This window comes from Streptomyces sp. DS1-CR2, from assembly GCF_055760475.1.
This window is the reverse complement of sequence record NZ_CM147085.1, coordinates 7,732,326-7,745,786: the sequence shown is the minus strand read 5'-3', so window position 1 is coordinate 7,745,786 and position 13,461 is coordinate 7,732,326. Positions and strand designations below refer to the sequence as shown.

The following is a 13,461-nucleotide window of genomic DNA, read 5'->3' as shown; positions in this document are numbered from 1 at the left end:
TCCGGCCATGACGCTAGCCACACCGTGCGGCAGGTCCCAGGGCACGGCGGAATCTTCGCGCTCGCTGCGACGACCCGGCCTCGGGTGTCCCGGTGACTGCAACGTCCTCGCGGCTCGGGCGAACGGACGACCGAGCCGCTCCGCGCCCACCAGCGATGTCCCGTTCCGGGAACATGGCAGGCTGAGCTCTATGAGCGATGCCGACACTCGACCTGCCACCGTCACCGGGCCACTGGACCGCGCCCTTGCAGTGCTCCAGCACATGGCCGGTGCACACGAGGCGACAGCGGCCGAGATCGCGGAGGCCGCCGGGACCAGTCGCAGCACCGCCTACCGCCTGGCCGAGCGGCTCACCTCCTGGGGGTTTCTCGCACTCGCCGACGAGTCGGGCCGGTGGGTGCTCGGACCGGAGGCGCTCCGGCTCGGCCTTGCCGTGCTCAGCCGCTCGCACGTGGCCCAGGCGGCACCCGAACTGGTCCGGCACCTCATGGAACTCACCCGAGAGACCAGCGGCGTGGCCATCCCGCTGCACGACACGATGGTCTTCGTCCACCGCGAGCTCGGGCCGATGCCCAGTCCTGCCACCACCCAGGTGGGCACCGTCCGGCCCCTACACAGCACCGCTGTCGGAAAGGCGTGGCTGTCCGGGCTGCCAGGCCCCCAGGCCGCCGAGGTCCTCAAGCGCTTGCGGCTGCGCGCTTACACGCCGAGCACGATCACCACGGTGTCGGCGCTCGAACGCGAGCTCGCGGTGACCCGCCACCGGGGCTGGGCGGTGGACGACGGCGAGCTGAGCCAGTCGCTCGGGTCCTGCGCCGCCGTCGTGTTCGGTCCCGACAAGAGACCGGTCGCGGCGGTGTCGGTCTGGGGGCCGCATGCGAGGATCACCCAGCGCATGGGTCGGATAGGCCCCGTCGTGGCCAGCACCGCCGACGCGCTCACGCGGCGGCTCAGCCGGCCGGCGGAACCGGAGCACCACCCACTCGACGCAGAGGCTGAAGCCGAGGCCGGAGCTGACGCCGACACATGGGACCGGCGGCCTACCCGGTGACTACCCGACCGCTCCTGTAAGGGCCTGTCTTTGAACCCCCGCCTGCGCCCCGACGCCCGGCACGCACCCTCGGAGTGCGGCGCCCCAGGACAGGTGGCTCCGCCACATGACCTGTGACGCCGTACTCCCCCAGCCTCCGGCCGGGGACCCCCAGGCCACGCACCGACCGTCGCTGCGCCCGCGCTTCGCGCGGACGACGGGGGTTCAAAGACAGGCTCGAAGCGCGCCGTACGCCGCCGCGGCCGCCTCCTCGGCCGGGGCGTTCTGCAACCACGCGTCGCAACTCTCCACGGCCCACGGCCCGTCGTAACCGCGCCCACGGATCGCGTGGGCCAGGGCTCGTGGCCGGAGCGCGCCCTCACCCGGCAGGTGCCGCTCCTCACGTGCACGGCGCATGTGGTCGCGGGCCACGATCCGGCCGTCGTTGAGCTGCACCGCGGCGATGCGGTCGGCCAGCAGATCGAGTGCCTCGTCATGACCGCCGTCGCCGTTGCGGAAGTGCCAGGTGTCGACCATGAAGCCCACCCACGGCGAAGGGCAGCCGTGCACCACCTCGCGCCAGCGCCGCGGATCGCCGAGCCCTGACCAGGCGAACCCCTCCACTGCGACGCGGGTGCCGAACTCGCCGAACCTGTCCCCGAGTTCGGCCAGGGAACGGGACGCCCGGCCGGCGTCGACAGGGCCCGGATCCAGCGTTCCGGCCGTCACATGATGAGGTGAGAACGCCTCGGCCAACGCGAGCAGACGGCGCACCGACGCCTGGTCCGTCCCGGCGGTCCCGGCCGTCCACCCGGTCAGGAACTCGATCTCCATCAGCCGGACCCCGGAGCTTTCGAGCGCCTCCTGTACGCGGCTCAGGCCGACGGCGTCGCCGTCGTCGAAGACCGGGTCGGCCGCATGCAAACCCACTCCGTCGAACCCGGCCGCCCCCGCCGCAGCGCAGCGAGCCGCGAAGTCATGTCGGGGGCGGTGTCCGAACCCCGCCCCGGTCAGCGTCACATGGCTCGCGACCGTCACCGCCCCGTCCTCCATCGGTGACACCGGGCTGTTCCTGGCCATGCGGCCCCCTCTCGTCTTGTCCGGCCCATCCTCGTCGCCGCTTTGGGGTCGGCCAACGGCGATGACCCACTCACCGGATCGATCCTGGCAGGACCACAGCCCTGATCCGGTGACCGGGTCACATCCTTTGGTCCGGCCGTGAGGGGCGTCACAAGATTCCGGGGTCTCGCCCGATGCAGTGCCTGACCCGATCCGAGTCCGCTCGGATCCGAGCCACAAGGAGATCCACATGTCCAGAGCCCCGGACCGGTCCGTGCCCGACGAGCGCACCCCGCGCCGCGCCGCGCTGGCGGCGTTCCTCGGGAGCATGGTCGAGTACTACGACTTCTTCATCTATGGCTCCGCATCAGCACTGGTCTTCAGCCACGTGTTCTTCCCCGACATCGACCCTGCCACTGCCACCCTCGCGTCGCTGTCGACGTTTGCCGTCGCCTACGTCGCCCGCCCGGTCGGCGCCTTCTTCGTCGGCCATTTCGGCGACCGCATCGGCCGCAAACGCGTCCTGGTCTTCTGCCTCGTACTGATGGGCGTGTCCACCTTCGCCATCGGCTGCCTGCCCAGCTACGACACCGCGGGCGTCGCCGCCCCCGTACTCCTCGTCGTCTGCAGGATCGCCCAGGGTCTGTCCGCCGCGGGGGAGCAGAGCGGCGCCAGCTCGATGTCCCTCGAACACTCCCCGGAGGGGCACCGGGCCTTCTGGACCAGCTTCACGCTCTCCGGTACCCAGGCCGGCCTGGTCGTGGCCACGCTGACCTTCCTTCCCGTCGCCGCGCTCGACAAGCAGGCCATGTACACGTGGGGCTGGCGGGTGCCGTTCTGGGCCAGCGCGGTCGTGGTGGCCTTCGCCTACTGGGTGCGCAGCCGACTGACGGAGCCGCCGGAGTTCGCGAAGCTGCAGCGCGACGAGGAAGTGGTGAAGGTCCCCCTGGTGCCGTTCGTGCGCTACTACTGGCGCGCGTTCCTGCGCATCGTCGTATGCCACTTGTTCGCCGTCGTCTCGACGGCCGTCACTGTCTTCGGCCTCTCCTACGCGACCGAGACCTGGTCGGTACCGGAGTCCCGGATGCTGATCGTGATCGCGGTCGCCAACGTGGTGGCAGTGGCGGCCATCCCGCTGTGGGCCCGGCTCGCCGACCGCGTCGGCCGTCGCCCGGTGTTCGCCCTGGGCGCCGTCGGATGTGCCGTCTCCGTATCCGGCTTCTTCGCCGCCATTGTGACGCAGAACATCTGGCTCATCGGCGCGGCCACCGTCCTCATGTCCGGTGTCGTGTACTCCGCTCCCAACGGCATCGCCCCGTCGCTGTACGCAGAGATGTTCGACGCCCGAGTCCGCTACACCGGTATGGCCGTGTCGACCCAGTTCGCCAACCTTGCCCTTGGGTTCACGCCCACCATCGCCACAGCCCTGATGGGTACCGGAACCACCGGCTGGGTGCCGGTCGCCGCCCTTATCGCCTGCCTGTGCGTGCTCTCGGCGGTGGCCGCCTTCGCGGGCCACGAGACCGCACACACCCCGATGGCACAGCTCGGCAACCCCGAGCGCACACGGATCCCCGACCCCCAGGCCGCGCCGCTTCCCGGCTAGGCCTCGTACAGGCAGGCATCACCACCGACCCTGCGACAGGAGACATCGACATGACAGACCCTCATCGGCGCATTGTGGTCCTCAACGGCCCCAACTTGAACCTCCTCGGCACCCGCGAACCCGACCTGTACGGCGCAGAGACCCTCGCCGACGTGGAGAAACTGGTACGAGCGCGGGCCGACGAGGTCGGCTACCAAGTCGACTTCTTCCAGAGCAACCACGAGGGCGCCCTGATCGACCGGCTCCATGACGAACGCGGGCGGAACGACGGAGTCGTCATCAACCCCGGCGGCCTCACCCATGTGTCCGTCGCACTGCGCGACGCCTTCCTCGCAACGCGGACCCCACTCGCCGAGGTCCATGTCAGCAATGTGCACAGACGGGAGCCCTTCCGGCACCACTCCTACTTCTCCGACATCGCGGAGGCCGTCTTCATCGGCGCCGGAATACACGGATACGTCCACGGTTTTGATGCCCTGCGCAGGGTGGTTGAGAGCGCATGAGAACAGGCGACCGTTCCACCCCGATCCGCGTCGCCCTCCTCGGCCACGGGATCAGCCACTCGCTCTCTCCCCGCCTGCATGAGTCCGAGGCGTACGCCCAGGGCCTGACGCTGCGTTACGACCTGATGGACACCCACGACGACGACCGCCCACTGCAGAGCCGACTCGACGAACTGCGCGAACGCCACTACGCGGGGGCGAACATCACCCATCCGCACAAGCAAGAGGTCCTCGGCCTCCTCGACGAGGTGACCCCGGCGGCTCAGCGGTTGGGCGCCGTGAACACCGTGCTCTTCACCGACCGGGGAGTCGTCGGACACAACACCGATGCCCCCGGTTACGCCGCCGCCTTCCGCCGCCACCTCGCCGGAGTTCCGCTCCGCTCGGTCGTACAGACAGGCGCCGGCGGAGCGGGAGCAGCGGTCGCGCACGCGCAGCTGGGGGCGGGGGTGGAGTGCCTCGGCGTGTACGACGTCGATCGGGCCCGTGCCAAGGCTCTGGTCGCGGACCTGTGCGACGCCCACGGAGCCGGACGTGCGCGCGTCCTCACCGACGTGGACACCGCGGTCGCCGAGGCCGACGGCCTGGTCAACGCCAGCCCGGTCGGTATGGCCCATCTCCCGGGCACTCCGGTGAGCGTCGAACGGCTCCGGCCACCGCTGTGGGTCAGCGATGTCGTCTACATGCCCGTCGACACCGAGCTTCTCGTGGCGTCCAGGGCACGGGGGTTGCGCACGTTCTCCGGCATCCACATGTGCGTACACCAGGCGGCACTCGCCTTCGAACTGTTCACCGGCCTCCCGGCGGACGTCGACCGCATGGCAGGCCAGGCCGTCGAAGCCGGCCGCCAACTGGCCGTTCCGAAGCCCTCCGACTGACCTTTCCGTTGAGTTGTCGTGTCTAACGAGAGGCCGGTTTCGGCGAGGCATCCGTCGATGAGGTGGGTGCGTCGTTGGATGTGGCGCATGCCACTGCGGACGGCTTGGACGAGGTGATCGCGGTCGGTGCAGACGACGTTGGCCGTCGCAGCACGTCGGAGTATCGACCAGATATCCTCGACGGGCTTGAGATCGGATGCGTAGGTAGGAAGTTGCACGATGGTGAGCCAGTCGTGCTCGACCGCGTACTGCTGTAATTGCCTATTGCGGTGAACGTTCAGATTGTCCCAGACGACTACGACGGGGCCGCCGAGCTGCAGGTGCGCCCGCACGATCGCTGCATTGACCTGCACGTTTGCGCAGCGCCGCCGCCCTGCGTCACCCACCAGTCGATCTCGGCACGGACCCAGGGGGACGCCGCGGCCAGCGGAGAGGCCATGACGACGAGCCACCTCGTCCGCGCCAGCGCGTTCTCGATCTCCTCCTGCAGATCGCGGCTCGCGCTGAGGTGGGTCGTGTCACGGAACACCCGCAATCGCGCGGGCCGGTACCAAGGGCGCCCGAAGTTCTCCATGCGCCGCTGGAAAACGGTCGCGACGTCGCGGTCCAGGTTCTGGCTGTACGAGATGAAGACGTCGTACCCGGCGGCCGCCCCGTCCCGTCCGGCCCTCATGAGGTGATATGGGGCTGGCCTGGGCTCAACCGGTCTCTGTTGCGGGTCCAGACGGTGGTGGCGTCACCGGTAGGGCAGCAGTGCGGGTCGCCGGCGCGGTACCACTTCTCGTGCACGACGATCCTGCCCGGCGCGAACTCCACGCCCGCGAGTGCTGTGGAGTATTGCGCGCTCTTCTGCCGCGGCGTGAGCGAACCGATGACGGCGAGGTCGTTCCCCGCGTGCCCGTACAGCACATAGCCGGCGGCGATGTCGGCGTTCTGGGTACGGCCGTTGTCGTCGCAGCCGACACTGACGACGGCCTCGTTGCGGTGGTCGCCGTCCATGTCGCCGTAAGACACCTGCTTGCCCTGCCTGACGCGAACCGCTCCCCACACAGTGGACGTGGCCATCGCCTCGCCCTGGGCGTCGAGTCGTACGAGCCCCGGCACACCGCAGAACGCGCCGGGCACCGGAGTGTGCGGCCAGTCCACGTCGTGCAGGTCGGCCGGCGCCGGACCGACCACCTGAAGGCCGCCCGCCGCCGCGGAGGCGGTGCCGCCCGAGGGTGTGGAGTCGGCGGTGGCGCTCCCCCGGGGCGTCGGCTCGACGCGGGGTGCGGGGCTCGGCGAGCCGCACGCGCTGGTCGTCAGCAGCAGCGCCAGGAACGCGACGAGCAGGGTGAGGGGCGTGGTGCGCGGTATGGCGGTTGCCACGGTGCGACTCCGTCTCTGTGTCAGGCGCAGGGTGGATCGTAGGACCTGTCCGGGAGGTACTGCTTCCACTGGTCTCGGGTGATGCGTCGGGACTCCGCGCACAGCCGCCGCAGGATGACGGACCGGTCAACGGTCCACAACCGCTGGCCTCGGTCACCACTGACCGCGAGGAGCCGTCCGTCCGGGCTGAACCCCACGGAAGCGAAGGGGGTGAAGCCGCCGCCGCTCAGCGAGACCACCTCCAAGGGGCGGGTCGGGTCGTCGACGTCCCACAGGCGGACCCGGCCGTCCATGCCGGCGGTGGCCGCCAACTCGCCGCTCGGGTGGACAGCAAGTCCCCTGATGGGACCGGCGTGTTGGGGCGCGAAACCCTCGCGTCGTGGCCGGTCGGGGCGCGAGACGTCCCAGGTGGTGATCGTTCCGCTGTCGTGCGCGACGATCAGGGTGCGATCGTGCGGTAAGAAGGCCAGGGCAGTGGCCTGCCCGTCCGTCGCCGGGAGGTCTCCGGCCGGCGTGGGCCGGGCGTGCGGTGCGACACGCCAGACCCGCACGCCGCCATTGCGCGTCCGTGCCGCCAGGAGAGCGCCGTCCGGGCTGAAAGCGATGTCCTGGCCGTGGGTGCTCGAGTCGTCGAGTGTGCCCAGCGGGGCGGGCCGCGTCCTCTCGCCGATGTCCCACAGCTGGACCGTCTCGCTGAGGCTCCCGCTCATGGCCGCCAGCGGGAGGGCGGGGTCGATGACGAAATTCTTGGCGCCGTCGGTCCGGATCGTCCCCGGTGCCAGGTCGCGTGGGTGCGCGGGATCGGCCATGTCCCAAGCCCGTACGGGCAGGCCGGAGAACAGGGTGTGCCCGTCAGCGCCGAAGACCACGGCCTGCCCGCTGGTGCTGAAGGTCTCGACCGTGGTCAGGCGGCGCGGCGGCCCGGTGCCGTCCACCCGCCACACCGTGGTGGGGTCTCCTCCCGCGGCCAGCAGGCGGCTGTCGGCGCTGAAGGAGGGTGGGAAGGTTCCCGAGGTCGGCAGCACGGCGGCCGCGGAGGACCGCTCGCTTCCCGAGATGGCCCAGAGCAGCACGGTGCCGTCGTCCGCGTCGACGGTGTTCAGGGTCGCTTCGGTGTCGGCGGAGGCCAGGGTGTGCCCGTCCGGGCTGAAGGACAAGCTGCCGACCGCCCGCGCATGGCCGCTCAACCGGGCGCCTGGAACAGGGCGCACGGGGTCGGACACGTCCCACAGCGTGATCGTTCCCTCGCCGTCCCCGGCGGCCAGAGTCGTCGCGTCCGGCGAGAACGCGACCGAGAGGAGTCCCCCGCGGATCTGCGCGTTCAGATCCGGTCTGGCGACGGGATGCGCGGGATCCGCCAGGTCCCACAGACACACCCGGCTGTCGCTGCCCGCGACAGCGAGGGCCAGGCCGTTCGGGCTGAACGCCACGCCCTGCGACGTCGTGTCGATGGACCAAGGCGGTGAGTCGAGCGTGGCGACGCGGCGCAGGTGCGCCGCGTCGGACCCGGCCCACAGCCGCACACGTGTCGCCTGTTCACCGCGTTCGTCCGGTGCGCCGCGTGCTCCTTGTGACGTCCCATCCTGCGTGGCGATCAGGTCGCCTTTCGGGCTCACGGCGACGGTGTCAGCGGGCAGGGACCCGGCATGTCTCGGATGCGCGGGGTCCCGTACGTCGAGGACGGCGCCGCCCCTGTCCCTCAGGGCGAGCAGCTCTTCGCCCGGCCGGAAGAAGACGGAGACGACCGGCCTGCGGCCGACCGGTGCGGCTGAGCCTCGCGGCTCCAGGCGGTCGCCGTCCGTCACGTCGAGGAGCCGCACCTCGCCGTCGGCGCCGCCCAGCGCGAGGAGCCTGCCGTCCGCGCTGAAGGCGAGAGCCGTCACCCGGTGCGTCGTGGCGTATCGGGCGACCGACTGCGCACCTCGGTCCGGGTCGAACAGGCGGACCCCGTCGTCGGCCACGGCGAGCAGTCCCCGGCTGCTGTACGCCACGGCCTGGTCGTTGCCCCGCCCGTGAATGGCCCGGGGCATGGAGGAACTTTCGACGAGCGCCCCTGTCGCCTCGGCCGTCGGCGCGAGACGATAGGCCTGCGCCATGAGCTGGCGCGCCAGATCGGGCTGGCTGTCCCTCAATGAGGTTGCTTCGGCGACGAGTTGGCGTGACTGCGCGACCAGGGTCTGGGCGCGGGCGCTGTTGCGCTGGTTGTAGGCGATGACGCCGCCGGCCGCGGCGAGCAGGAGCAGTGTCGTGAGCACGGAGACCGTGGCCTGCACCCAGCGCCGGGTCCGACGCTGCTGGCGCACGTGATCGCCGATCAGCTCGTCCTTGGACTTGCCGGTCAGAGGCGCGACGAACTCCGCCACGCACTCGATGAGGCGCGGGTCCGATCCGGCCTGCTCCGGGCTGCGTAACCAGCGCAGGTCGACCCAGCGCGGTTCCGCGGCGAAGGCCTGGGCCAGGTCCTCCTGCGGCAGGGCGTCGGTCAGCGACCAGTCGAACGACGCCCGCTCGGCGTCCCAGACCAGGGTGCCGTCGGTCCACCCGATGAGCAGGGTGTCCACCGACCGGTGCGTCAGCCACCAGCGGATCTCCTGCCTGACCCACTCGGACACCGCCGCCGAAGGGCACGCCATCACCACCAGCCATCGGGACCGGGTCAGACCCTGCTCGATCTCCCGCCACAGATGGGGACTTGCCGCGAGGTTGGTCTCGTCGCGGAACAGCTTCAGACTTCTCGGCCTGTACCAAGGGCGGTCGAACCCCTGCAACGCGCGCTGGAAGGCTTCGGCAACACCCTTGTCCCAGGCATGGCTGTAGGAGATGAAGGCGTCGTACGTGACTGGCCGGCTCTCGACCGCTTCGCTGCGCCTGCGACTCATCCCCTCGCCCGCTCCCCCGCCGCGTCCGGACCGAGTAGGCATCGGTCACATGCCGTAAGTCCTGTTCCCTCACCCGGATGAGGGAAACCTGACGGTCCGTCGACACCTGCGACACGTTTCCACCCGCCAGGAGCGGAAACGCTCTTGGCGGATCGGCGGAGTCACCTCCGATATCGCGAGGGCCCTCGGCGTCACCGGCGCACCGGATGCACCGAGTGTCCTCCGCTGCACGGCACCCTCCGCTCGGTCACCTACGCCCGGGAGCCCCGGGACCGGACTCACCGGTGGCCGTGGCCCATGCCGTGCGTACGCGGTGGCAGCGTTCAGATGAGTCCGGTGCGGGCACACGGGCTTTCGCCCCGTGCTGACAACCGCTGGGCCAGGAAGGGCAGCACGACCTCGGCCACCTCGTCGACTCCACCGCGGGACCGCAGCCGGCTGTCCGGTAGCGCAGCCGCGTCCCGTTGACGGCGGCGCGGCCGGCGGGTGGCCGGCCCTTGAGCGCGGTGTGTCCGCGGTGGTGACTGTAGGTGTGGAGCCAGGCGTCAGGCGTGGTAGGACGTTTCAGAGCGACTTGCCGGGGTTGAGAATGCCCCGCGGGTCGAACGCCTCCCTGAGTCTGCGCTGCAACGCGTGTGCCGCGGGCCCCAGTTCGTCCGCCACCCATTGCCGCTTGAGCACCCCCACACCGTGTTCACCGGTGAGCGTGCCGCCGAGCCGCAGGGCCAGCGCGAAGATCTCGCCCGCCGCTTCCCAGGCCGCGTCCGGCAGACCTGGCAGTGCCGGGTCCACGACGATGATCGGGTGGAGGTTCCCGTCCGCCGCGTGCGCGATGGTGAAGACCGGCACGTCATGGCGTACGGAAATGGCCCGGATCTCCGAGGCCGCCTCCGCGAGCCGGGAGCGGGGCACCACGATGTCCTCGATCAGCGGCCGGCCGAGGCGTTCCAGCGCGGGCAGGGCCAGTCGGCGGGCGGCGAGGAGCGCCTCGGCCTCGGCGGGATCCGTGGTCGTTTCCAAGGTTGCCGCCAGCGGCTTGAGCAGCCGTGCGACGGACGCCGCCTCGGCCGCCGCGCCCGCGCCGTCGCACTGGAGGAGCAGCAGGGCCGCGCCCCGCTCCCGCAGCGCCGGGTCGATCGCCTGGAGTACCGGCCCGTCGACGAGTTCCGCGAGAGCGGGCTCGACACCGGCGCGGGCGACGGCGTACGACGCCTCGGCGGCCCGCTCGAACGAGGAGAAGTACGCGGCGAGCGTGGCCGTCGCCACCGGGATCGGGCGCAGCCGCAGGGTGGCCGACGTGATCACCGCCAGGGTGCCCTCCGAGCCGGTGAGCAGGGCGGTCAGGTCGTAGCCGGTGACTCCCTTGACTGTCCGTCGGCCGGTCCGTAGCACGGTGCCGTCGGCCAGCACCGCCTCCAGGCCGAGCACGCTGTCCCGGGTCACCCCGTACTTCGCGCAGCGCAGACCGCCCGCGTTCGTGGCGATGTTCCCGCCGATCGTGGACAGGGCGGCACTCGCCGGATCGGGCGTGTACCGCAGCCCGTGGGCGGCGGCGGCGCGGTCCAGCTCGGCGGTGATCACGCCGGGCTCGACGACGGCGAGCTGGTCGTCCGCCGACAGTTCGAGCACCCTGTTCATCCCGGACAGGTCCAGGACGAGCGAGCCCTCGCCCGCCGAGGCTCCGCCTGACAGACCGGTGCCCGCACCGCGCGGCACCACCGGCACCCGCAGGGCGTGCGCGTGCCGGAGCGTGACGGTCACGTCCTCGGTGCGCCGGGCGTGCACGACGGCCAGCGGACTGCCGACGGGCCGGGTGCCGGAGCGGTCGGTGGCGTACGGGGCGAACGCTGCCCGGTCCGTGGTCAGCCGGTCGGGGGCGAGGTCACGGGCCAGGAGGCCCAGGAGCTGCGCGGGCGCGGTTGTTGCGGGTGCAGTCACAGGTTCCGTTCCTTCGTCGCACGTGCGGTCACAGGTTCAGTGCCTTCGTTCCGATCGCCAGCAGGGAGATGTCCTCCTGGGGCGCGTGCACGGGTCCGCACTGGATGTCGCGGAAGTGCCGCTCCAGGGGGTTGCCGCGCGCCAGGCCCGGATTGCCGAGCAGCCGGACCGCCAGCTCCACGGCCCGTACCCCGTGCCGGTCAGCCAGCACACGGGCGCCCAGGGCCTGTTCGGGCGCGTACGCGGTGTCGTCGGCGTCGACCCGGGCGGCTCCGCCGAACACCAGCTGTTCGGCGGCGGCGAGCAGCACCTCGATCTCCCCGGCGGTCCGCCGGAAGCGTTCCGTACGGGCCACCGGATGACCGAGGTTGGCGGGCACCCGCTCGTGGGCGAAGGTGTGGAAGAAGGACTGCGCGGCTCGTGCGACACCCAAGTAGAGCGCGGCGAGCGGGAGATGGAGGGAAGCGCCCGCCCTATTGTCCTGCTCGGCCGCCGGACCGTACGGGGTGAGCCCGATGACCTGCTCGTACGGGACTTCCACGTCCCGGAACGTCACCTCGTGACTGCCGCTGGCCCGCAGCCCCAACTGGTCCCAGCGGTCGGTGGTCTCGATGCCGGGAGAGCCGCCCGGCACCAGGAACGTGCCCACCCGTGGCTCCGGCTCGTCGGTGCTGGCCCACACCAGGAACCAGGCGAGCCCCTCCGCGCCCGTCACGAACCGCTTGGTGCCGCTGACCGACCAGCCGTCGGTGGTGCGCCGGGCGCGCGTGGCCGGTAGGCCGCCTCGCGCGGGGGAACCCAACTCGGGCTCCACACGCGCGTGGTTGACGAGCGTCGGCCGCTCCTCGGACTCCTTCAGCAGGCGCGCGTACAGCTCGTCCGGCCAGTGCGGCTGAGCCGCCTGCCTGCTGTGCGTGGTGAGGGTCATCGCGGCGATCAGGGCGACCGAGGGGTCACCCTGCCCCAGCGCGTGCAGGATGCGCGCGGTCTCCTCGACGCCGGCGCCCCGGCCGCCGTACCGCTCGCCGACCGTGGCGGTGAGAAGCCCGGCCTCGTGCACGGCTCGCAGGGACGCGGCGGGAAAGGCGCCGGACCGGTCGTAGCCGGGGGCCAGTTCCGCAAGGCGGGCTATCAGGTCCGTGGTCACAGCGCCTTCCTCAGGTCGGTGTTCAGCTCGCGGCTCCAGAAGGACTTGACGTCCAGGGGCGACTTCAGCGCGCCGAGTTCGGCGAATACATCGGCGACCTTCTGCTGCGAGGCGATTGTGTCGTCGCCGACCGTCCGGGCCTGCGTCGGCCGCTGCGCCTGCTGGGCGCGGAACTCCTTCTCCGCCTGGGCCAGGGGCTGATGGGTGGTGGTGGCGATCACCTTGGCGAACGCGTTCTGCCGGCCGTCACCGACGTACGCGTACGCCTTGGTGATCCGCGCGATCAGATCGGCGGTGGCGGCCCGCTGCCCCGCGCTCTTGAGGACACTGTCCCGCGCCGACCAGAGGAAGTTCCCGGACAGGATGTCCTTGCCCGAGCCGACCGTCGTGGCGCCCTGCTGGTGGGCGGTGATGATCGACGTACCGTACGAGGCGAAGGCGTCGATGCTCCCGCCGTTGAGGGCGGCGAGACCGTCGTTGGGCAGCAGCGGCCTGGCGTCGATGTCGGACCACTTCAGGCCCGCCTGCTTCAGCAACTCGTACAGGAAGTAGTGGGCGGTCGTGTTCTGGACGTAGCCGACCTTCTTGCCCTTCAGGCCCGCGATGTCGGTCACTTCGGAGCCCTTGGGGACCACGACCTCCTGGTTCAGGGTCGAGCCGCGCTGCACGGCGACGACCTTGAAGTTGGGCTTGCCGTCGGCAGCCGCGAAGATCGGCGGGATCTCGCTGGACGAGGCCACGTCGAGGGCTCCGGCGCGGATGGCCTGGAGCTGCTGGTCACCGCCCTGGAACAGGCTCCACTTGACCTTGTACGGGGTGTCGTCGAGGTGCGCGAACTTGAGGATCGCCTCCTCGGCCTTCCAGCCGGTGGCGCCGACACGCAGGGTCACCGGGGACGGGCCGGACGAGGACGTGGCCGTCGCGTTGCCCCCGCAGGCCGCCGCGAACGGCAGGAGGAGGGCGAGGGCGGCGGCGGACGCGCGCAGGGAACGGCGGAACAACACGGAATCTCCATAACGGGTCTTGGTGAACAGGCGCAGTGGACGGGGATCC

The 13,461-nt window shown here is 71.0% G+C and carries 11 protein-coding genes and 1 pseudogene; 4 read left to right on the top strand and 8 right to left on the bottom strand.

Going from position 1 to position 13,461, the window contains the following annotated elements; translation table 11 throughout:
• Window positions 1–190 precede the first annotated feature (190 nt).
• Window positions 191–1,051 (top strand): IclR family transcriptional regulator, encoded by an 861-nt coding sequence (locus tag ACY0PA_RS36180; RefSeq protein WP_473081616.1) that lies wholly within the window; start codon window positions 191–193, stop codon window positions 1,049–1,051.
• Window positions 1,052–1,255: 204 nt separating this feature from the next.
• On the opposite strand, the gene ACY0PA_RS36175 is transcribed toward ACY0PA_RS36180, so the two are convergent.
• Entirely contained in the window at window positions 1,256–2,110 is an 855-nt protein-coding gene (locus ACY0PA_RS36175; RefSeq protein WP_473081615.1) for a sugar phosphate isomerase/epimerase family protein, read from the bottom strand.
• Window positions 2,111–2,339: 229 nt separating this feature from the next.
• Here ACY0PA_RS36175 and ACY0PA_RS36170 point away from each other — a divergent pair, with 229 nt between their 5' ends.
• Genes ACY0PA_RS36170 through ACY0PA_RS36160 form a run of 3 tightly spaced genes read left to right on the top strand, consistent with a single transcriptional unit; the run spans window position 2,340 to window position 5,076 of the window.
• The gene (locus tag ACY0PA_RS36170; RefSeq protein WP_473081614.1) at window positions 2,340–3,695 is read left to right on the top strand and encodes an MFS transporter; all 1,356 of its coding nucleotides are present in this window, start codon (window positions 2,340–2,342) and stop codon (window positions 3,693–3,695) included.
• Window positions 3,696–3,745: 50 nt separating this feature from the next.
• Entirely contained in the window at window positions 3,746–4,198 is a 453-nt protein-coding gene (gene aroQ / locus ACY0PA_RS36165) for a type II 3-dehydroquinate dehydratase (protein ID WP_473081613.1), read from the top strand.
• On the top strand, window positions 4,195–5,076 hold the full coding sequence (locus ACY0PA_RS36160; RefSeq protein WP_473081612.1) for a shikimate dehydrogenase: 882 nt from the start codon (window positions 4,195–4,197) through the stop codon (window positions 5,074–5,076). Before aroQ ends, ACY0PA_RS36160 begins: the two co-directional genes overlap by 4 nt.
• A gap of 176 nt (window positions 5,077–5,252) precedes the next feature.
• Here the strand turns inward: ACY0PA_RS36160 and ACY0PA_RS36155 are convergent.
• From ACY0PA_RS36155 to ACY0PA_RS36125, 7 genes and pseudogenes are all read right to left on the bottom strand, one after another.
• A pseudogene (locus ACY0PA_RS36155) lies at window positions 5,253–5,408 on the bottom strand (transposase); the annotation flags it as partial.
• On the bottom strand, window positions 5,372–5,749 hold the full coding sequence (locus ACY0PA_RS36150; protein ID WP_473081611.1) for a toll/interleukin-1 receptor domain-containing protein: 378 nt from the start codon (window positions 5,747–5,749) through the stop codon (window positions 5,372–5,374). The pseudogene ACY0PA_RS36155 and the gene ACY0PA_RS36150, both read right to left, overlap by 37 nt.
• A complete protein-coding gene (locus ACY0PA_RS36145) occupies window positions 5,746–6,444 on the bottom strand; it encodes a hypothetical protein (protein WP_473081610.1) in 699 nt (232 codons plus the stop codon). Before ACY0PA_RS36145 ends, ACY0PA_RS36150 begins: the two co-directional genes overlap by 4 nt.
• A gap of 20 nt (window positions 6,445–6,464) precedes the next feature.
• On the bottom strand, window positions 6,465–9,323 hold the full coding sequence (locus ACY0PA_RS36140) for a toll/interleukin-1 receptor domain-containing protein (RefSeq protein WP_473081609.1): 2,859 nt from the start codon (window positions 9,321–9,323) through the stop codon (window positions 6,465–6,467).
• A 564-nt stretch (window positions 9,324–9,887) separates the two neighbouring features.
• The gene (locus ACY0PA_RS36135; RefSeq protein WP_473081608.1) at window positions 9,888–11,261 is read right to left on the bottom strand and encodes an FAD-binding oxidoreductase; all 1,374 of its coding nucleotides are present in this window, start codon (window positions 11,259–11,261) and stop codon (window positions 9,888–9,890) included.
• A gap of 28 nt (window positions 11,262–11,289) precedes the next feature.
• Window positions 11,290–12,408: an acyl-CoA dehydrogenase family protein gene (locus ACY0PA_RS36130; protein ID WP_473081607.1), complete on the bottom strand. Its 1,119-nt coding sequence runs from the start codon at window positions 12,406–12,408 to the stop codon at window positions 11,290–11,292.
• Entirely contained in the window at window positions 12,405–13,412 is a 1,008-nt protein-coding gene (locus ACY0PA_RS36125) for an ABC transporter substrate-binding protein (protein WP_473081606.1), read from the bottom strand. Before ACY0PA_RS36125 ends, ACY0PA_RS36130 begins: the two co-directional genes overlap by 4 nt.
• Window positions 13,413–13,461: the final 49 nt, after the last annotated feature.

Excerpts from the sequence above, each read along its gene's own strand:
- ACY0PA_RS36150 (WP_473081611.1), bottom strand. The coding sequence starts at position 5,749 with ATGAGGGCCGGACGGGACGGGGCGGCCGCCGGGTACGACGTCTTCATC.
- aroQ (WP_473081613.1), top strand. The coding sequence starts at position 3,746 with ATGACAGACCCTCATCGGCGCATTGTGGTCCTCAACGGCCCCAACTTG.
- ACY0PA_RS36170 (WP_473081614.1), top strand. The coding sequence starts at position 2,340 with ATGTCCAGAGCCCCGGACCGGTCCGTGCCCGACGAGCGCACCCCGCGC.
- ACY0PA_RS36160 (WP_473081612.1), top strand. The coding sequence starts at position 4,195 with ATGAGAACAGGCGACCGTTCCACCCCGATCCGCGTCGCCCTCCTCGGC.
- ACY0PA_RS36180 (WP_473081616.1), top strand. The coding sequence starts at position 191 with ATGAGCGATGCCGACACTCGACCTGCCACCGTCACCGGGCCACTGGAC.
- ACY0PA_RS36175 (WP_473081615.1), bottom strand. The coding sequence starts at position 2,110 with ATGGCCAGGAACAGCCCGGTGTCACCGATGGAGGACGGGGCGGTGACG.
- ACY0PA_RS36140 (WP_473081609.1), bottom strand. The coding sequence starts at position 9,323 with ATGAGTCGCAGGCGCAGCGAAGCGGTCGAGAGCCGGCCAGTCACGTAC.